At 39.5% G+C, this 19,447-nt stretch carries 22 protein-coding genes; 9 read left to right on the forward strand and 13 right to left on the reverse strand.

What is annotated here, in order from left to right:
- Positions 1-11: 11 nt before the first annotated feature.
- Entirely contained in the window at positions 12-410 is a 399-nt protein-coding gene (locus AC5WOE_RS02175; RefSeq protein WP_496048352.1) for an Asp23/Gls24 family envelope stress response protein, read from the reverse strand.
- A 142-nt stretch (positions 411-552) separates the two neighbouring features.
- Positions 553-1,368, reverse strand: coding sequence for an NYN domain-containing protein (locus AC5WOE_RS02180; RefSeq protein ID WP_496048353.1), 816 nt, complete (start codon positions 1,366-1,368; stop codon positions 553-555).
- A 175-nt stretch (positions 1,369-1,543) separates the two neighbouring features.
- Here AC5WOE_RS02180 and cax point away from each other — a divergent pair, with 175 nt between their 5' ends.
- Together cax and AC5WOE_RS02190 are read left to right on the forward strand one after the other, a co-directional pair.
- Positions 1,544-2,602 (forward strand): calcium/proton exchanger, encoded by a 1,059-nt coding sequence (cax, locus tag AC5WOE_RS02185; RefSeq protein WP_496048354.1) that lies wholly within the window; start codon positions 1,544-1,546, stop codon positions 2,600-2,602.
- An 87-nt stretch (positions 2,603-2,689) separates the two neighbouring features.
- Entirely contained in the window at positions 2,690-2,971 is a 282-nt protein-coding gene (locus AC5WOE_RS02190) for a hypothetical protein (RefSeq protein WP_496048355.1), read from the forward strand.
- Here the strand turns inward: AC5WOE_RS02190 and AC5WOE_RS02195 are convergent.
- A complete protein-coding gene (locus AC5WOE_RS02195; RefSeq protein ID WP_496051798.1) occupies positions 2,960-3,241 on the reverse strand; it encodes an Fpa/YlaN family protein in 282 nt (93 codons plus the stop codon). The genes AC5WOE_RS02190 and AC5WOE_RS02195 overlap by 12 nt on opposite strands.
- 147 nt (positions 3,242-3,388) lie before the next feature.
- Between AC5WOE_RS02195 and AC5WOE_RS02200 the strand changes: the two genes are divergently transcribed.
- Positions 3,389-3,754, forward strand: a complete 366-nt coding sequence (locus AC5WOE_RS02200; protein ID WP_496051799.1) for a hypothetical protein — start codon at positions 3,389-3,391, stop codon at positions 3,752-3,754.
- A gap of 43 nt (positions 3,755-3,797) precedes the next feature.
- A complete protein-coding gene (locus AC5WOE_RS02205; protein ID WP_496051800.1) occupies positions 3,798-4,028 on the forward strand; it encodes a hypothetical protein in 231 nt (76 codons plus the stop codon).
- 137 nt (positions 4,029-4,165) lie between these two features.
- On the opposite strand, the gene AC5WOE_RS02210 is transcribed toward AC5WOE_RS02205, so the two are convergent.
- On the reverse strand, positions 4,166-4,918 hold the full coding sequence (locus tag AC5WOE_RS02210) for a DUF6273 domain-containing protein (RefSeq protein ID WP_496051801.1): 753 nt from the start codon (positions 4,916-4,918) through the stop codon (positions 4,166-4,168).
- A 53-nt stretch (positions 4,919-4,971) separates the two neighbouring features.
- Positions 4,972-6,225, reverse strand: a complete 1,254-nt coding sequence (locus AC5WOE_RS02215) for an MFS transporter (RefSeq protein WP_496051802.1) — start codon at positions 6,223-6,225, stop codon at positions 4,972-4,974.
- A 172-nt stretch (positions 6,226-6,397) separates the two neighbouring features.
- Between AC5WOE_RS02215 and AC5WOE_RS02220 the strand changes: the two genes are divergently transcribed.
- Entirely contained in the window at positions 6,398-7,096 is a 699-nt protein-coding gene (locus AC5WOE_RS02220; RefSeq protein WP_496048361.1) for a MerR family DNA-binding transcriptional regulator, read from the forward strand.
- A 225-nt stretch (positions 7,097-7,321) separates the two neighbouring features.
- Here AC5WOE_RS02220 and AC5WOE_RS02225 read toward each other — a convergent pair whose 3' ends face one another.
- Together AC5WOE_RS02225 and AC5WOE_RS02230 are read right to left on the reverse strand one after the other, a co-directional pair.
- Positions 7,322-8,302, reverse strand: a complete 981-nt coding sequence (locus AC5WOE_RS02225) for a BtrH N-terminal domain-containing protein (RefSeq protein ID WP_496051803.1) — start codon at positions 8,300-8,302, stop codon at positions 7,322-7,324.
- The gene (locus tag AC5WOE_RS02230) at positions 8,286-8,858 is read right to left on the reverse strand and encodes a PadR family transcriptional regulator (protein WP_496051804.1); all 573 of its coding nucleotides are present in this window, start codon (positions 8,856-8,858) and stop codon (positions 8,286-8,288) included. Before AC5WOE_RS02230 ends, AC5WOE_RS02225 begins: the two co-directional genes overlap by 17 nt.
- Positions 8,859-9,164: 306 nt before the next feature.
- Here AC5WOE_RS02230 and AC5WOE_RS02235 point away from each other — a divergent pair, with 306 nt between their 5' ends.
- A complete protein-coding gene (locus tag AC5WOE_RS02235) occupies positions 9,165-9,626 on the forward strand; it encodes a helix-turn-helix domain-containing protein (RefSeq protein ID WP_496051805.1) in 462 nt (153 codons plus the stop codon).
- A 161-nt stretch (positions 9,627-9,787) separates the two neighbouring features.
- Here AC5WOE_RS02235 and AC5WOE_RS02240 read toward each other — a convergent pair whose 3' ends face one another.
- Positions 9,788-10,390: a TetR/AcrR family transcriptional regulator gene (locus AC5WOE_RS02240; RefSeq protein WP_496051806.1), complete on the reverse strand. Its 603-nt coding sequence runs from the start codon at positions 10,388-10,390 to the stop codon at positions 9,788-9,790.
- A gap of 166 nt (positions 10,391-10,556) precedes the next feature.
- Between AC5WOE_RS02240 and AC5WOE_RS02245 the strand changes: the two genes are divergently transcribed.
- Positions 10,557-11,546 carry a tetratricopeptide repeat protein gene (locus AC5WOE_RS02245; protein ID WP_496051807.1) on the forward strand — a complete coding sequence of 330 codons (990 nt, stop codon included), beginning with the start codon at positions 10,557-10,559 and terminating at the stop codon, positions 11,544-11,546.
- Between the two features lie 924 nt (positions 11,547-12,470).
- On the opposite strand, the gene AC5WOE_RS02250 is transcribed toward AC5WOE_RS02245, so the two are convergent.
- The 3 genes from AC5WOE_RS02250 to AC5WOE_RS02260 form a co-directional block, all read right to left on the reverse strand.
- A complete protein-coding gene (locus AC5WOE_RS02250) occupies positions 12,471-13,739 on the reverse strand; it encodes a tetratricopeptide repeat protein (protein ID WP_496051808.1) in 1,269 nt (422 codons plus the stop codon).
- Positions 13,740-14,110: 371 nt separating this feature from the next.
- A complete protein-coding gene (locus tag AC5WOE_RS02255) occupies positions 14,111-14,935 on the reverse strand; it encodes an alpha/beta fold hydrolase (RefSeq protein ID WP_496051809.1) in 825 nt (274 codons plus the stop codon).
- Between the two features lie 137 nt (positions 14,936-15,072).
- Positions 15,073-15,336: a CD3324 family protein gene (locus AC5WOE_RS02260; protein ID WP_496048369.1), complete on the reverse strand. Its 264-nt coding sequence runs from the start codon at positions 15,334-15,336 to the stop codon at positions 15,073-15,075.
- A gap of 456 nt (positions 15,337-15,792) precedes the next feature.
- Between AC5WOE_RS02260 and AC5WOE_RS02265 the strand changes: the two genes are divergently transcribed.
- Complete coding sequence (locus AC5WOE_RS02265) at positions 15,793-16,917, forward strand: DUF475 domain-containing protein (protein WP_496051810.1); 1,125 nt, start codon at positions 15,793-15,795, stop codon at positions 16,915-16,917.
- Positions 16,918-17,092: 175 nt separating this feature from the next.
- Here AC5WOE_RS02265 and AC5WOE_RS02270 read toward each other — a convergent pair whose 3' ends face one another.
- A complete protein-coding gene (locus tag AC5WOE_RS02270) occupies positions 17,093-17,431 on the reverse strand; it encodes a winged helix-turn-helix transcriptional regulator (RefSeq protein ID WP_496051811.1) in 339 nt (112 codons plus the stop codon).
- A 159-nt stretch (positions 17,432-17,590) separates the two neighbouring features.
- Here AC5WOE_RS02270 and AC5WOE_RS02275 point away from each other — a divergent pair, with 159 nt between their 5' ends.
- The gene (locus AC5WOE_RS02275; protein ID WP_496051812.1) at positions 17,591-18,439 is read left to right on the forward strand and encodes an NmrA/HSCARG family protein; all 849 of its coding nucleotides are present in this window, start codon (positions 17,591-17,593) and stop codon (positions 18,437-18,439) included.
- 158 nt (positions 18,440-18,597) lie between these two features.
- Here the strand turns inward: AC5WOE_RS02275 and AC5WOE_RS02280 are convergent, their stop codons facing one another.
- On the reverse strand, positions 18,598-19,386 hold the full coding sequence (locus AC5WOE_RS02280) for a DUF817 domain-containing protein (protein ID WP_496051813.1): 789 nt from the start codon (positions 19,384-19,386) through the stop codon (positions 18,598-18,600).
- Between the last annotated feature and the right edge of the window lie 61 nt (positions 19,387-19,447).

A 19,447-nucleotide genomic window follows, 5' to 3' on the forward strand; every position in this document is an offset into this window, starting at 1 on the left:
CTATACAACATCTAACCTATACCATTTTCTAAACTTTCTTCATCAAAATGGTTGTCACTTTTTTGACTGTTTTTTTCTTTTATTTCAACGCCTTCAACTTTTACGTTTACTTCGACTACATTTAGTCCTGTCATATTCTCAATTGCTTGTTTCACTTCTTTTTGCAATCTGCGGCATACATCATGAATAGGGACACCAAATTCTACAATAACACGAAGACTGACGGCTGTCTCCACCTCACCGGCTTCCACTAAGACGCCTTTTCGCATATTCTTCCCGCCAACACGTTTGGCCCAGCCTTCTGTAATACCCCCAGACATACTGGCAATACCATTTACTTTACTTGCGGTTAAACCAGCAATAACGGCTACTACATCATTAGATATTTGAATCAGATTCTGTTCTGCCATATTGTTTGCTACTGCATGCTTACAAGTAGCATGTTATCCCCCTTCCTGGTTGTCATGGTGGACGAGGAAATCTATGTCGGAAAATTCGCAAGTAATTGTTACAGTTACATTTTATACAATTTACGGTACTATTTCAAACGCTTTAGCTCACTTTGTAGCCAGCGATTTTTACCATCATCTGAACTTGTGGATGAGTTAAATTAACTTTATATCCATAAAATATTTTATCTTCTATCTCTATCTCATAAGGAAGTAGATACTTTCCTTTGACCAATCGATTAAACAAATGATTGGATTCTAACTCATCAAGATGGAATTTGCGTGACATATCATTTTTAATCCATGTGCTCCCATAACTTTTTCCTATGTTGTTCGGATCACGATACCATTCATAAATTTGGACAACTGTATTGTGAATTAAACGATCTACCTGAGAGAGAGTACTTAATTTTTCGACATTTAGAAATTCAAGTAAGTTATGTGCTTGATCACAGAACTCATGCAGTTGAGCCGACTTGGATAAACTTTCATCCCATAAACAAAATAACTCTACCCTTTTTCCTTTTGACCATAAGCGATCTAAAAGAGGAATCATATCTTGATCTGCACTTACGATAACATACGTATGAATTTCTGGTATCTGATACAAGACCTCCATGGTATCTAAACACAGTTGAATATCAGCAGCATTTTTACGTTCTTTACCTTCTCGCCCATTACTGTATACTTGATTTACATGGACTCGTTTTTTTTGTAAACTCATCATGGACAAGTCGACTTGTTCAAAATCGGCATATGCTTCCATCATACGAATCGAATCTTTACCATAATACTCAGTTAATCGCACAAACAAGTTATGGGAGTCATCGGGATGGTCGGGGTCCATATGGTACTTCTTTAGCCCGTAATAAACATTTTCTAAATCGATGAAAATAGCTGTATCCTTCCGATAATCCACTTGCAGCCCCTCCTTCCATATTTAAGCATGTTGGGAATATTCTCTGAAATTTATTGTTTTCCTGCTTTTTTCTGGTGATAATCATTCGACTTTTGAAGGAAACATATTGACAAATTTCGTGTTTTTTGTATGTCCATTGCCAATTAGCAAATGATAACGCAAAGGAGTTAATGCTATGAATCAAAAATGGTTTTACCCTGTACTCATTCTTTCTACCATCGCCAGCGCAGCAGCAAAATTTCTCGGCGGCAATCAATCCCTCCAGTTTGCCCTCGCTTGTCTATCCTTATTATTTTGGGCAGGCTTGCTAGGAAAGGCTACTGAAAATGTAGCACATTATGCTGGAGAGAGGTTAGGCGGATTATTGAACGCCACATTTGGAAATGCAGCGGAATTAATTATCGCCATCTTTCTCGTAAAAGAAGGACTATTCGACATGGTGAAAGCCAGTATCACCGGTTCTATTATCGGTAACTTACTACTGGTGTTAGGATTGAGCGTTTTTGTTGGCGGATTAAAATTTAAAATTCAAAATTTTAACCCGCTTCTGGCCGGCCATAATGCGTCCTTGATGATGCTTGCAGTCATCGCTTTAGTCGTTCCTGCTGTCTTTCTTAAAGATCTGCCTGCTGTTAAGATCAATAATGTGAGCCTTATTATCGCTTCTGTACTTATTATCGGTTATTTATTATGGCTCTACTTCTCCCTTGTTACACATAAAAAGGAACTTGGCGAAAACATTGATGGGGCCCCAAACCGCGAACATGAAGAGCCTGATTATTCCATGGGAATGTCCATCTCGCTTCTCGTCGTTTCTACTGTGTTTGTTGCCATCCAGAGTGAATGGTTAGTACATACGGTTGAACATGTAGCAAAAGCATTAGGTTGGTCAGAATTATTTGTCGGTGCTTTCTTGATTGCCATTATCGGCAATGCCGCAGAACATAGTGCTGCTGTCTTCTTAGCGATGAAAAATCGCATCGGTGCTGCTGTAGAGATTGCGATCGGCAGTAGTTTGCAGATTGCCTTGTTTGTAGCTCCAGTACTTGTATTTGTCAGCCTTTTGTTTCATAAACAGATGAACTTAATTTTTACAGCATATGAATTAACTGCCATTGGCGTATCAGCCATTATCGCATCTTCTATCTCCAGGGACGGCTCGACGAACTGGTATGAAGGAACCCTGCTCTTAATCGTCTATATTATTTTAGGTACAGTATTCTTTGTTGTTTAGTCCACCTGCTAGGTGGGCTTTTTTCTTTGCTTCTCATAGGAAAATAACAGATAAAGAAGAAGTAAGAGGAGATAGGAGGAATGGAAAATGTCCGTTTGGCGCTTTGAAAGAGAAGTAGAAAATATAAAAATCGAGATTTCCCGTTTGGAAAAGGTCATGAATGAAAAACAAGATGACTTCCAACTTGCTACGAGAAGAGGAGACGAGTCCAAAGCAAGACAAGATCGAAGAAGACAGCTGCAAATTAGCAGCAAAATCCGCATGCTGACTCGAGAGCTGATCTTAGCAGAAAGAAAGCTGGAGCAAATTATGGAAGAGACAAATACAAAAATATCCCCTACAAATAGTGGGGATATGCTAACTTTCTAAAAGAATCGTATATAAATCTGCTAATTTTTGTTCTAGTTCATGTAAAAGTTGCTGACCATCTTCTCGATAGATCAAACCAACTCGAACTGCAAAATCGATCTCCCGAGACAATCCAAACATTTGCGTATCTAGAACTTCTTCGTATAAAGGACATTTAGGTAGAGTTAAGTTGGCGAGTTGGACTGCGATCAACTGCTCTATCTTTTTTGCATCTTCTCGCAAAAGGAACAATGCCTTCTGTTTACTATCAGTCTCTATTGGAGCGGTCAAGAATGAAACCCCCTATCTACCGTAGGTACACGGTTCTTCTTGAATATCTATGTTCATTATAAATATCGTAATGCACCTATGCTACAATTAGTTTATCATGAATAAGATCATTTTTGCAAAAGACTATAGAGAAGAGGATAAAAGCTTATGCATGACATCATTCTAGTAACTGGAAATGTAAAATTTAAAATCACACTCGATCCCACCATATGGATCTTTGATGACCGTCGTTTTGAACTCGAAGACCGCATCCCAGAAACCAATGGATTAGCTATTGAAATAGAACCCTTCATCCACAATACAGTACCCGCTGAGGATACTACGCATGCTGTCTGCCATCTTCAAGACGGGGAAAAATTTCATGTTCCTTTAGCAGCTCTACTGTCCAGTTACCTCTGTTTTGCCATTGATGGAAAACCGATCAAAGAAGGTGGACCTGCACTTCTATACTTTGCAGATGGTTCGAATAAGGATAATCCAATAAGAGGTATTAGAGAAATAGAAATGGCCTAGAGTGCCTCTTATTTCCCTTATTTGGAAAAGACGAGGGCACAAAATGAATCAAAAATTGATCAACACCATTAATAAACACGGACCACAAAATCCTAAATTAAAGCTTGTAATCCACTTATTAGCTTTAATCTTCCTTTTTGCAGTTGGTTATTGCCTCTTGTTTTTATTAAATGCACATCTCGTCACCGCCATATTAATTGTTGGCTGGACTTTTTTATTTCCCATTGTCTCTTTGCCTCTCACCATTCGAGCTTGGAAACAGTATAAAAATTAAGAAATTGGCGATCATTGTCCGAACTAAAGGAGATGATCGCCTTTTTTTACTGTTACTTTAAAATGCTATTTTTCATGTACCAATTACAGGCTGTTTGTTAAACTACTGTTCTCTATTCGTATAATGTCTTTTTTTTACTATTGTAGCTTCAGTTTTAAAGCAGGGCGCACGCCGTCACGAGCCAGACTGACATTTGCATAGCTGCGAATACTGTAACTTGGACCGACAAAAAACGCACGTGAAGACTTGTTTCCTTGTGTTCGCAGCCACCACCAGGAACAGCCAGCTTCTTCATCATTTCTGATGATATAGTTATCTTTGTTCGTTTTATCGTATACATATAAACTGCATCCATCGGGTTTTTTCGTTTTGGCAAATTCCGTTCCAACTGCCTGCCGCAAATTCTTGCTGTGCATATCAGATAAATCCTTTATCTCAGTAACGCTGAGCAAAAAAACTTTGTCCTTTGTGTCTGGGGTGCCTTCTCCATTGTCTGTGCAATGAGTCGTCTTTATAAATTCCTTTTCGGTGACATTGAATGCAGTGTTGTAGAATCCATCGTTCAGCCACTTGCGCAAATCACAGTCACACCACGTAATATCCACACAATCATGCCATGTAGTATCCGCACTTATACCGTGATACCGTTTGCAGTCTAAAATGTACTCGCTCAAAAGAAACAGCTCTCCGTCTGAATTTCGCAGTACCCGCCATTTTATCGGAGTCCTGTCCGTGCCATCCTCCGTCTGTGGATAGGTGCCGAAAATAATAATTTCACCAGACTTTGCTTTTCGCACGGTATTTTGGAATTGTGAAGTCGTTTTCGAGCTTGATTCGGATTTCAGACTTTGCGAGGTCAGTTTGTCCTCATCATAATAGGAATGGAACATGTATGAACCTCTTCTTTCGTTATATAGTATTGGCAAACTTTCATAGGCTTATATTAAACACTGTCTGCGTTTATTTCTAATGAATCGGAAGATTTGTATTTCATAATCGGAATCATAACCAATGCACCGATCAAAAGGAGCATACCTGCACCCGTGTAAATCGATACAAGCGAATAGGTGCTTTTCAAAGCTCCAGCAAAAGACATGGATAATACCATCATTCCCATAAACATCGGATTGAGCAATCCGTTCACTCGTCCAACAATAGAGGAATGGGACCATTTTAAGATCATGGTACTAATCCCAATATGAATACATGGCGTTACCAGCCCATTTATAAATTGTATGGTCAGCGTTAGTGTCACACTTGTTGAATATCCAATGATAACCGTACAAAGTGCACTAGTCATCATTCCAAATGCCAGCAGATATTGCGGTTGGATGCGCTTTGCGATAACCGCAATGACCCCGCCTCCTATCAGCATGGCTCCCCCGCTCACCATCAACATGTACTGCAAAAATTCTTTTGATTTACCCAATCTCTCTGTGACGATGAACAAGTTGAGTGCTTGAATCAGGCCGACAGCCAAACCAGCCAAAGCAAACGTAACTCCAAGGGTTCTGAGCAACGGTCTCTTCCATACATAACGAAAACCTTCCATAAATTCTCTTTGAAATTGGTTCTTTTCCATTTTTGAAGCGGGTTTGATCTTATCTTTTGGCAATCGTATGAGGACAAGAGCCGAAAACAAAAATACAAATCCCATGACCATAATCGATATTTCCAGTCCGAAGTTGCTGTAACAAAACGTTCCCAACATGGGGCCAAGAATCGAGAAAGTTGCCATTAACGACTGAAATAACGCCATCATTTGCTGTAACTGATGCTCAGGAACATGCTCCTTAATAAGTCGCATTCCCGATGGTTGTGAGAACTGAGACAAGATAGCCGAGATAAACGTTACAAAATATACCAACTGCCATGTACCAAAGTGTATAGCTGACAAAACTAGAAATACCGAGACGGCAGAAAGCAAATCGCACCAGATCATAGTCTTTCTTGGCATCCAACGATCTGCAAACGTTCCGCCAATAAAGGAAAATACAAATATTGGCGAAAATTCAGCCAAACTGATTAACGATATCGAATATGGATCATTGTGGGTTTTATCTGCGACATACAGCAATATAGCGAAATTCCGCACCCATATTCCAATCTGCAAAAGTATATTTGATAATATAATTGTTTGCACGAATCGATTGCCGACCAAATTTGACTCCTTTACAGCTTCTTGCTTTGAGTTCAAATTTATCCACTCCTTTTTTCGTTCATCTTTATTCCTTTTAACCTGTGTACAATCGTACTACATTGACGCAATCTTTCGGTTTATAAACAAAAACTACTTGATTTCTCTAGTTTTTTTTCATTTAATATTGTTGCTGAACTTTAAACTTACACTTTAAGTAATGGGGAATCCGATGGATATTTTCTATACACCTAAACAAATTGCCGAACAACTAAATGTCAGTACGACAACCTTACGAAGGTATGAAGAGCTGGACTTGATACCCGATGTTCCAAGAACAGCCAGCAACCGCAGATACTATACACCTTCACATCTGCAAGCCTTTACCAGCCTTCGAGCACTGCTTAAAGGATATAATATTCCTACTGCCTATGAAGTAATGAAAAAGATAAAACAAGGGCAAACAGAAGACGGGCTTTGGTTAATCAATCAGCAGTTACACGATATACATATGGAAAAACAGCGAGTGGAATCCATCCTAAACATGATCCAACAAACCGATTTTGCAAAATACAAAAATAATAAGATAACCGATGCGATGACAATTGGGGAAGTCGCAAAAATATGCGGAGTCAATCCCTCCGCCATCCGACATTGGGAAAAAGAAGGATTGATTCGATCAGAACGAAATACTCAAAATGGATACCGGATATTTACAGCCCGTGAACTAAGAAAAATTATCGTGATCAGCAGTTTAAGAAAAACGGTTTACTTCATAGAAAGCATGAAGCAGCTGCTCGATGATCTGGACACAAGAAACTTGGAAAGCGTCAAAATTTCCTTTCAACGTGCTATCAAACAACTAAATGATCAATTGACAAAACAATATGAAGCGATCGCTGCAATGATGAAATACATCCAAATGAGATGAAGCTTTGCATAACTAGGCAAATTTCATTTACTACTTCAGTTGAGTAAAAAGAGAAACAAATAATCCCAGCGAAGATACCCGTCCAAGCCTTGAGCACAAGTCTCGTTAAGTCGCTATACACCTAGTCTTTCTTTGTTTGGCTGTAGGGTATTTTGTATTTCGGAGGACAGTCGTGGAAGACATGGATAACCTGTTCACGAAGTGATAGGATTAGGCTCAATGCTGTCAGGATAGCAGCTCCATGGCTGCGCGTTCTTTATCCGCAATCTCAAGCAAAAGTTTCGACGCATGCTGTAGCTCTTGTTGGTTACCTGTTCTCCCCATAAGGTCGATCGAAGCAGAAACACTGACCCACATTGGAGCAATCTCCGTAAACAAATGGTGGGCTTGTTCGATTTTCGGGTCTTCCAATAGATCAATACATTCTTTTAGGAAATCCCTGTACAGATTCCGAAACAAAGCACCGCCGGTTCCAGCACGCTCCATCAACAAAGCTGTCAGGTATAAATCATGTTCGATATTGTTACTGCGGGATGGCCACTTCAAGATTTCAGCGCTCATTTTAACAATGCCTTTATTTCCTATATTGCGAATGGGCGGGTTCAAATAGTCATACGAATTCTTGGTCAAGGAAGCACGTACAGCAGGAATAAGCGGTGGCAAGGCGTCGATCGGCTCAAGTGTAAAAGAACGATTCCTGGAACTCATGGACCCCTTCGCGTTTCTGGCCGCAGCCAAGCTGGTCAACCGCGTCTTCACCAATCCTCCCTGTTGTCTAGTGTCCGCCATATAGGCATATTCGTCATCGATACCGTATAGGACCGCATAGTGACCGGCAAAGTGCACTTTGTTCATGAAATAGTCCAAGTAATAAGAGTCCAATTTCAACCCGACCGGAATGCCGTGTCCGATGCAGCTTTGTACATTCTTCCACGCTTTATCGACAGACGATGTTTCTTGGATTCTGACGGTCAACCCCAGCCGGGCAGTAAGATTGGCCGTCAATACATCCGGTTTCACCCTTCCTCCGATGAACGGAAAGTCCATCCTCTTCGAGTCCCAATATATAAATCCGAGCCCTTGCCCAAGTCCGAACAGCATCGGTTCCGACAGCTGGACTCCCCCAAATTGCAGCAAATTCCCTATGGCGGTCGTTTCACAATGTTCGCCTTGATAGAAAACGAAACCATCAATGATTTTGGTCATATTCCTCTGTCTCCTCTAACAATTCTTTAACTAGATCAGCAACAAACGCTCGCTCGCTTTCGATGAGGCTTATCCGATGCAAGAATAGCGCTCTTACGTTCAGCGGCAATCGAACGCCGCCTTGCGATTCATACTCTAGCTCTATCTTTTTTGAAGTCACTCGAAGAAAATCCAACCGATTTCGCAGAGCTTCCACAGCTTCGTCCTTCCCGACAAGATGCAAAGCAGCTAGGCCAAGATCGAAACGGCTGTCGCGCTCTCTTGCAGATGACAGGCTGTCTAGTATTTCTTGTTTCAGTTTGGCAATACCGGTTTTGGTGAGGGAAAAACGATTCGGCACAGGTCCCTTGCCGGATTTTCCGTCGGATTCCTCGGTTACAATCCAACCTTTATTGCTCAGCTTCTTCAGTCCTGCGTAGATCGAAGTCGTACCGATATTCGCCCATTCCCGATAACCGCGTTGATCGACTAATTTTTTAATATCGTACCCGGAAGCCTGACGACATTCCTCAATCATTTGCAGCAACATGAATTCTACATTGGAAATTGGGTGCATGAAAGAGCTCCTTTATTTTAATAGTTCATGTATGTAATATAACACTAATGAAATAGAAGTTCAATAATCAGATCTATTAGGGAACATGGCTTATCAGCTTTGATTGACTGAATTTCTTGCCGTGATCGCTGAAGAAATAGGCGGGGCTGACCGTCCGGTGTTCATGAGGGGATTGAACTAACCTGACAACATTGGGTTATATTTTAAAAATAGCATCTATCGTAAATTACTCCATTTTTTTATAAAGAAAATTGACAAAACAATCGAATCGTATAAAGTTACACGTAAAGGATACAAGGTGATTTCATGGATAAAGAGACAATTATACAAGTATTATCAGAACAATTTAAATTAGTAAGAACCGAATTTGACTACCATCAAGAAGAAATGGCTATGATACTTGGAATTTCTAAAAAAACACTGGTACAAATTGAAAAAGGCCGTCAAACGGCAACATGGATACAGATCGTTTCCTTAAGTGCTCTCTTCCAAAACAGCACCATACTACAAAATGCATTAGGCGGTAATCCACTAGAAGTCCTTCAAACGATTGCTCACACTCACTATGAGCGACAAAGACCAAAAACGTTAGGCGGGAAAGTTTGGTGGGTGGAAAAAGAAAAGCAGAATGGATTTGTTTTACAGAAAAATGTGATAACAAATCATTACCGCATATTGGATCACGAAAACCGCCGATGGGACAGCTCGTTTGATCAGGATTTCATCTATGAGCGCTTTAAAGAAAGAATTAGTTCGAAGGAAAGATAGGGGTATTTTTATGTTTTTCCGTATGGGGTTTCATTATTTAGGATTCTAAAGTTATTTTGTAGAGACTGTGATTTCCAATACGAATAAAAGAACTTGGCTAAACAAAATAACGTAATATTTTGGATAAATCTCTTGTTAGAGCTTTATCCTTTTTGTAGGATTCATTCCGGTGATAATTCGGAAGAATATGAGGCTACTCCTTCCATGATTACTTGTAAAATAATATTACTCATTTGGTCTGAAGAAATGGATATCGGTTTTTGACTCCATTGGACAGTTGGTCCAAATATTGCCCAACTCACAGTATTTACTATTGTTTCAAGAGTACTAATATCTTGTCTGTCATCATGTATTCTTTGTTTTATTAATTCAAACAAGAACTGAGTTAATTCTTGATGGATTACTTGCTCAAGAAGGGGAGCTGGTACAATTGAGGGCGGATTTTGATGATGGTATTTATTCTCAAAACAATCTAATATCGTTCTGATGATTATATGCAAGGTCTTTTTATCCCATTTGGGTTCGGGAGGGAGTGCATCCTTTAGCAATTGTTGGAAATTTCTGCGAATGAAACTATCCAGTAATGTATATTTATCTGCAAAATGGAGATAGAAAGTCCCTCGATTTACATTAGCTCGATCTGTAATATCTTGGATGCTCATTGACATAAAGCCTTTTTCACGAATAACTTCCCTAAACGACTGTTGTAGTAATTGACGCGTGCGCTGAACACGTCTATCTTCTCTCCTTTTTGAATTCTCCATAGACTATCCTCCTCTTTCCATCCATTACGATTTTCTCAACAAGTTTTCTATTATGTTCAATATTCAACATCAACACATATCTGATTATTGAGGATTCGTGTATTCATTCTTAGTATAGAGGATAGGAAATGATATAGAAATATAAAAAGTATAAAGGAGAAAAAATATGCAACCACCAGTATCGATTCGTGAAAAATATACAACAGCTATTCATGCACTTAGAGATATAGCCAATGGATACTATTCTTTAGGAAGATTTGATGATGCGAAACAAGTTATTCGTCAATTATTTTTACTAATAAATAAAAAGGAAGTACTACAAGAGGATCATCTTAAACTATTACTTGCATACGGTAAAATACTCGTTGTTAATCAATTTCTTAACAATACGGACACTGAACTTATGTTTTCGGTCATTTCCGATGCAAAACAAATTGCGGAAGATACAAATGATCAACCAAGGTTAGCAGATTCCTTAAGCTTGCTTGGACAGGCACATTATTTCTCTACCCTCAATAATAGTGCATTAGGGCACTTTCCTCCCGAAAAATTGGATGAAATATTAAGGTATTACCAGCAAGCATTCAATCTTCGAAAAGCATCCCAAAATACGAAAGGAATTAGCGAGTCTCATTTTTTAATGGGGAATGTCTATCAGTTTAGACAACAATATGATCTAGCTCAAGAAAACTTCATTGAGGCTAAGAGAGTTGCTGAACAATATGATCATCTATCTGAAAAAGCTGAACCAGCCCGTCACCTAGCATATCTAGCATTAATGAAAAGTGATTTAGATCAAGCACTTCACTACGCATTGGAAGCTCTAAATTTTCGTGAAGAAGAAGGATTTAAACCCTATATTCCCTTAGATCATCTTTTAATTAGTGATATCTATTTAAAAAAAGAAGATACATCAAAAGCTTTGTTTCATACTCAGCAAGCACATGCGATTGCTGAAGAACTCGGAATAAAAAGACTGTTAGCCAATGCCTTCATTAGTTTTGGGGATATTCAAACAACCAAAAACGAGATTTTGCAGGCGAGAAGCAATTATGAAAAAGCTCTTGTACATATGCAAGAGATACAACTTCCCTTTGGCATTTCCAAAGCTAAAGATTGCCTCAATCGACTTAATAGGAAACACCCCAACAAATGAAAAAAGACTTGAGAACCACTAAGTCGATGGAACTCAAGTCATTTCGTGTTATACAGATAACTTAGGTATAACCCGTTTCTTATTCGTCCTGAGGCCATGTATTAGAATACACCTCAGAAGTGAAACGGGTACTTTGTGCCGCTTGACTTGGATTTGTGTATGTTTGTTAGCAAATTTGCTCCAGAGAGTAAAAAGTAATAAGTAGGACGCCTCACACAGATGGGGCGTTTTCTTATGTGTATAGCGTTTAAAAAGGTAGACCACTGAGGGAATAGCAAAATGTCTTCTATATAGCGTGAGAGGTAATGCAACTGGATGGCTTCAGTTCATGACAGACCACTATATCAACACAACATCAATTAAATGAAACCTTTGCCAAATCCAAGACGAGGTAAAATGAATTTAATGGCAATTAAGATTAAGAAGATTATCATCGAATCACCTCTTCCTATCATTGGAGTATCAGTAGCTATATATCTTATGTGGTGGTTTTTAAGTTTGTAAAGGTATCTAACCTATTTTTTTGTTCAATGTAAAATTAATTTGGGAGTTGAGATATGCACGCGGGTGGTTTTCATTTGGAGGGGAACCAATCCATTGCAAATTGTTTCCAATCATATTTTTATGCCAATAAAAAGGCACTGAAGTAAACATCTATAATGATTATTTCTTATATGACAAGTAAATATATTAGATAGGAAACAATATTCTATAAAAGTGTAATTAAAATCTAGTAGACACCATTCCGCTGATGAACAGGTGTCTATTTTGATCCAGTTGTTGAAGTGAATGATTTATCATCATAACCCTTTATACACATTAAAAATGTTGCTGACTTAAAAACCAGTCTAGTTTGACTGGTATGGTAGTTGATCTTATGAAGTTACTGTTTCATCATCATCACCCATATAGGTAATCGAAAAATTAAAGTATGTCATAAAAATCCCCCTTCATTGTCTGACCAAGTTTTCTCTGAAGAAAATATAACTTCTCCGCCCATTGAGAAAATTCTTTTCTGTCATTAATTTTATCAAAACAACCAGCCAATTCATACACAGCAGTATACTTTTGTTCTAAGTATCCATGTTTATCGCAGAGTACAACTGCTTCTTTAAATAATGAGATAGACTTCTCGTATTTTTCTTGCTTTTTTGTACAAATCCCAGATACAATCAAGATTTTTGTTAATCGAACATCATCATTGATTTCCCTACCTATAAGTAAAGCATTTTCCATACACTCTTGAGCTTTTGACCATTCATGTTGAGTTGTATACAAATTGGTCAAATAGGTATAAGCATCTGCATGTCTTCGAGGGGATTTTCGCTCAGCATCTATGTCTAAAACAAGATTAAAATATTCGTGAGCTAGTTCATATTTTCCCTGTTTTAAATAAATGCTACCTAGGATATTTAAAAAATCAAGCAGTAAACTTTTTGGCAATAAGTTTCGCTGGGTAATCTCAATACTTTCCTTGCAACATTGTTCTGCTTTTTCTAGTTCATTATTCTTTATCAAAAGAGAACAATGAGATTTATATAAGTGTAATTTCACTTGTATTCTCTGAATCTGATGAATGGATGACCAAATTTGTTTTATGCACTTGAATGCTTCTTTGATTTGTCCTGATTTGTTTAAATAAAATATGTTGTTACAGATTAAGGCATATTTAATTTCATTTTGTTCTTCTATTTGAAATTGCTTTAGACCTTTTTGTATATAACGAATTGCACCATGAATATCGTTTTGCCTATAAAAACACGTACTTAGCTCGTTATAACATTTTGCAACCAAGTGTTGTTTCGCTAAAAATACCTGTTTTTTACAAAGATCAAGCGTCTTTGTCCATAGTTTTTGTGCTCTTTCGATGTTATGAAGAAAAAATACATGTAATCCCTTCAAGTAATTAGCATAAGGAAATAGAGCGTGATATTCCTTAGGCATATATCTATTAAGAAGGTCTTTTGCTTGTGTTAAATCCCCATCATTTAACATGTTCTCCACGCATTCCAACTTGCGACGCAATGTCTCCATCTCCAGCAATTCCCGCCGTTTTAGCTCCTCTACTCCCTCTCGATCATACCCAAGAGTTTGAAATAAGTAGAATACCTTACTCTCGGATGGGTTTCCCTCCATATTCTCGATGTGAGAAATGGTACCCATCGAAATATTTTCGTCTTTCAAATTTTCCAACGTAAGCCCTTGATCCAATCTGATCTTTTTCTAGCTATGTATGCAAGAAGGGGTAAATCGTTTTGAAAGGTCATTTGTTTCCCTCGCCCCGATCATTTTTCATAAATTTATCCCATATTATGATGGATTGGTCATTTAATGGCAAATATTCTTTTTTCATTGGAGATTATGAATTATATTGAAAAGGATTTTGGATAAAGGGTTTTTCCAGTTGTTTTTGTTTCCATCAACACAAATATTCAATTCTAATAGTGGCATAGATTGAAACATTCATTATTGATGGAAATTTATGCATTTAGATTTAAAGACCTATCACGCAAAAAGCCCAACAAGATGTTGGGCTACTACGAAAATCATATGAATGGGAAATATCAGCTATTTTGGATGGTTTGATCTAATTTCTTTGCAAATTCCTGAGGATGTGCTACCAATCCCACATGATTACCAGGAAATTCAGTTACCTGTAATTTGAGGAGTTCTGCTAATGCTTCTGTATATCGATAAGGGAAATAACCCTTTGATTCTGAGCCAGCAGCAGAGATGATTTTCATGGATGAGTGACTTAGAGCAGATTTCAGTTTAGAAATATCTAACACAAAATCTTTTAAGGCAGGGACTTCATGCAAGATGAAAAAGTTAATATCTTTTAATTTTTGTTCTGTGAGGTTTATGGGTCTTTCAGGCTTATAAACAGCTTTTATTCCCATTTTATCCGCGAAGTCTGTCATCGCTTTAATGCCATCTGTTTGGAAATCTTTGTTTAAATCATGTAAGGTTTTTGCTGCTTCTATCCGTTCCGATCCCGTTAATAGTTCTGGCATCGGCGGCTCAAATGCAATAAGTACTTTAATTTGTTCAGGATGGTGAGCAGCTAAATCTAAGGCGATCACCGCTCCAGAGATGTATCCCAATACGTATGAAGGCTCGTTTGTGAGATGAGCCAGTAGGAGACTTGCGTCTTCGCTATGTGTTCTTATTTGGTAAACTTCATTTTCATCAGAAAGCTTACTTCGGCGATGTCCTCTGCGATCATAAGTGACAACTGTATATCGATCGGAAAGATCATCTGCAATCGGAAAAGAATCTGCATCTCCATTTCCACCATGGATAAGAAGGAGAAGCGGTCCTGATCCTCGTTTCTCATAGTAGATAGTAGAGCCTGAAACCGCCAATGTTCCTTTTTCTATTTTCTTCATTGCTCATTACCCCTGTCTTTTTATCTTCTTTTTAAGCCTACATTTTGTATGAGGGATAAAAAATGCAGAGAACAATTAGGAAATAAATTTTACATACAAAAGAAGCACCGATTTTTAAGAATCAGTGCTTCTTCTATTCAACGGGAATAAACGATTTTTTTAATACTCTCTATCGATAGAAAATGCTCCTCGGATAACCGAGCGATTGTTTTTCCTTTTTGGAACGATTGTTTGATAAGTTGATTTCGTTCATCCATTAATTTTCGGGAACCTGTACATGTACCCCATTTCTTGTAGGATGACTTTGTCTTCGGAATGTACAATGTCTCTCCCTGTACATACTTTTGAATCTCTGTCAGCAGTCTCTCCGGTAGAATAGCAGTAGCGTTTCTGCTTGCCATTGATGCCAGCTCCTTATTTTGTATGATCTGAAATAAGGGGCAAAGCTATTATCGAAGAGGTTTACTTTGGCGATTTAGAGTATCTCCCCCTCATGCAAAGTATCGCCCTTCTCGATAACAGTCTTTGCATGAGACGCTTCGGAATCTAGCTGTAGGTGATAAAACCTTAATTTCACTAGAACCACCTCCTCTAAACAAATTTCACTAAAAGAATAGCATCATATTTTAAAAGAATAAAATTTCGGGTGAAAAAATCGAAAAAAATACAGATTCATTATATCAATAATATTCAAAAAGGAGCGAACCAAGAGTGGCGGTTCCCATAAGAAAAATCGTTCACATAAACAGGATTATTCTTTTTTTTAGAAATATAAATTCTTTGATAAACGTAGTATAATCAGAATAAGTCAGTGAGGGGTAGTTACCCTCTTGTCGATTAGATGGGAGCACATTGTGTTGCTCAAAACGTTCGGTTGGTCGTTCGTGGTCACAGCGTTCGGCCTGTTCGCCGCCGTCCTCTACGGAGGATGGCAGGCATTCGGCATCGTGGCGATCCTCGGGGTCCTTGAGATCTCGATGTCGTTCGACAACGCGGTAGTCAACGCCGGCATCCTGAAGAAGATGAATGCCTTCTGGCAGAAGATCTTCCTCACGGTCGGCGTGTTCGTCGCAGTCTTCGGCATGCGGCTGGTCTTCCCAGTCGTGGTCGTCGCGATCAGCGGCAAGCTCAACCCGTACGACGCAGTCCACTTGGCACTCACCGACAAGGTCCAGTACCAGCAGATCGTCACCGATGCCCACCCGGGCATCGCGGCGTTCGGTGGGATGTTCCTCTTGATGATCTTCCTCGACTTCATCTTCGAGGACCGGGACATCCAGTGGCTGCGCTGGATCGAGCGGCCGCTGGCCAAGCTCGGCAAGGTCGACATGCTGTCGGTCTGCATCGCTCTGATCGTCCTGCTCATCACCTCCTTCACCTTCGCGACCCACGCCCACCAGCACGGCGGCGCGCACGTCGACAAGGCGCAGACGGTCTTGATCGCCGGCATCGCCGGTCTGATCACGTACATGATCGTCGGCGGCCTGTCCGGATTCTTCGAAGACAGGCTGGAGGCCGAGGAGGAGCGCGAGCGCGAGGAGGAGGAAGAGGCCGAGCGCACCGGTAAGAAGAAGTCCCTGGTCATGCTCGCGGGTAAGGCCGCGTTCTTCATGTTCCTCTACCTGGAGGTTCTGGACGCGTCCTTCTCCTTCGACGGCGTGATCGGGGCGTTCGCCATCACGAACGACATCGTACTGATGGCGCTGGGTCTCGGCATCGGTGCCATGTACGTCCGGTCGCTGACCGTGTACCTCGTTCGCCAGGGCACGCTCGACGACTACGTCTACCTGGAGCACGGCGCTCACTACGCGATCGGTGCGTTGGCCGTGATCCTGATGGTCACCATCCAGCACGAGATCAACGAGGTCATCACCGGCCTCACCGGTGTCGTGCTGATCGCCTGGTCCTTCTGGTCGTCCGTCCGGCGCAACCGCGCAGCGGCGGCGGCCGAGGCCAAGGCTGTGGCTGAGACCACACAGTAGTACAACAACCGAATATCTCCATCTTGCCCCCCGCATTCCAACCTGGTGTGTGGGGGGCAACGCTTTATTTATTATCTGTAAAATCAGAAATTTTACCCCCTTAAATAACCCGTCACATTCTGCTAGAGAACAGGACGGTTTGAAGTAATCAAATCAATTGAGAATAATAGTTGATTCATTTGATTTTGTTATCTTCCCATTTTTGTGCCCAATTTCGCATTTCAGTAAGAACATATTTAAAGTCTCTTCCTTTATCCGTTAAAGAATATTCAACGGTTACAGGAACGGTAGGAAACACGTTACGGTTGATAATGCCATTTTGTTCCAGATTGCGGAGTGTATCTGTTAATGATTTCGTACTGATGCTGTCTAAACTTCTTCGTAATTGATTAAAACGTTTCGGACCATTATAAAAAAGTTGGCCGAGAACCAAGAATGACCATTTTCCACCAAGGATTTGCGTTGCCTGATGAATAGAGAAAAGACATTTTTCCTCTTCTGAATTTGTACTCATGTTATTCATCCTTACAAAAATATAGTAAGTTTATTATTTGAAACAATATATAAAAATATTGCCTACTTTAAATAGTATTCCTTAGCATCTACAATATCAATAGATGGATTATTTACACATACTTAGCCAAATACAACAAAAACATAGAGGAGGAGAAAAATGACATCTTCAAAAACAATATTAGTAATAGGAGCAACTGGACAACAAGGAGGCGCAGTTGCAAGACAGTTAGTGGAAAATGGATGGAAAGTTAGAGCATTAGTACGTGATCCAAATAAAACAGTTTCACAATTTCTTCAGAAACAAGGTGTCGAAATAGTGCAAGGTGATTTGGACAAACCTCCTTCCTTGTTGGAAGCAATGAGAGGCGTTTACGGTGTTTTTAGTGTTCAAGCATTGGATTTTGATGATCTTGAAAAAGAAGTACGTCATGGGAAAACCGTTGCTGATATTGCCAAAAAAGCGGAAGTATCACACTTTGTTTACAGTTCTGCTGCTGGTGCTGATCGTAATACAGGGATAACCTCTTTTGAAAATAAGAGAAGAATAGAACAATATATTCACTCTTTGAATCTGCCAGCCACCATTCTTCGACCTGTTATGTTTATGGATAACTTCCGGTTTGTTCTTCATCAAGTGAATGGACAAATTAATCTTCCCTATATGGGTACTCCTGAAACAAAAGTACAAATGATTGCTGTGCATGATATTGGTGTACTTGCTAGGAAGGCATTTGATAATCCCAATCAATATATTGGAAAAGAGCTTGAAATTGCCGGGGATGAGCTTACTGTTTTACAAATCACAGAAACAATCTGTAAAGTTTTTGCTATACCTGCACAATACCAATCATCGGCTCCGGAATCCGTACATGAGCATGATGGAATAAAAGCTACCCAGTTCTTTGAGAGAGAAGGTTATAAGTCAAACATAAAATCTCTACGACAACTCCATCAACAGCTATTGGATTTTGAAACTTGGTTACGTCAATCCGCTATACAATTGTAAATATAAAATAAATAAACTGACGCTTAACATACAAACAGTTGGTTTATTTGCCTTTGGGTACTACTGTTGACTGATCCAATGGATCATATGACCCTCATTTCTCAAATCGCTCAGAATAACCCTAGTAGGATTATAGAAACTGAGTACTGCTATATCACCTACTCAAATGTTGCCTTTTCCAACTTAACTGATTTCCCCTTTACTTGCTTTAATGTCGTCACGATAAGAAAGCTGATAATCACTAGTAAGAGCCAAGAACTTATTTTTCCAAAATCAACAAGACTCCATGCATCGATTTGATTTGGATATTGCCATGCTCCAAAGAACGTAGCAATATTTTCGGCTACCCATATAAAAAATCCAATGAGAACAAAAGAAAGTGCGAGTGGCATACGGTAACGAGTTTTATTAACCTCGAATGTTACCCATGACTGCCAAAAGATGATAATGACAAGTCCGCATAAGCCCCAACGAACATCGATCCAGTAATGGTGAGTAAAAAAATTCACATAAATCGCCGTTGCAAGCGAGACAACAACGAAAAACGGCGGCCAATTAACCAGTTCAACCTTGAACCTCCTCCACGCTTGACAAAGATAGCTGGCGACACTCGCATACATAAATCCGCTGTACAAAGGCACTCCCAAAATTTTAAAATAACCTTCCTCTGGGTAAGCCCAGGAACCCATATGTACTTTGAAAATTTCAAGAGCCAGTCCAATAAGGTGGAACAAGGTGATAACTTTTAACTCATCTCGTGTTTCCAATCCAAAACGCACCATCCCGACTTGCATCAAAAGGCAGATAAGAAGCAGCCAATCATACCGTGGCAAGAAGGGAAGGGGAATTATTTTTGTAAAAGCCAAAGAAGCAAAAATAACGACAGGAAACAAACAGGATAAAGCTTGTTCCCATCCAAAACGAATGAGTTGTTTTCCCGCTCTCATGATTTATGCCTCCATTTGTGTGTAGTTACATACATGAGTAGCTCCCCTTAAATGATGAGAA

The sequence above is a fragment of the Shimazuella sp. NTD248 genome (genome assembly GCF_059510395.1).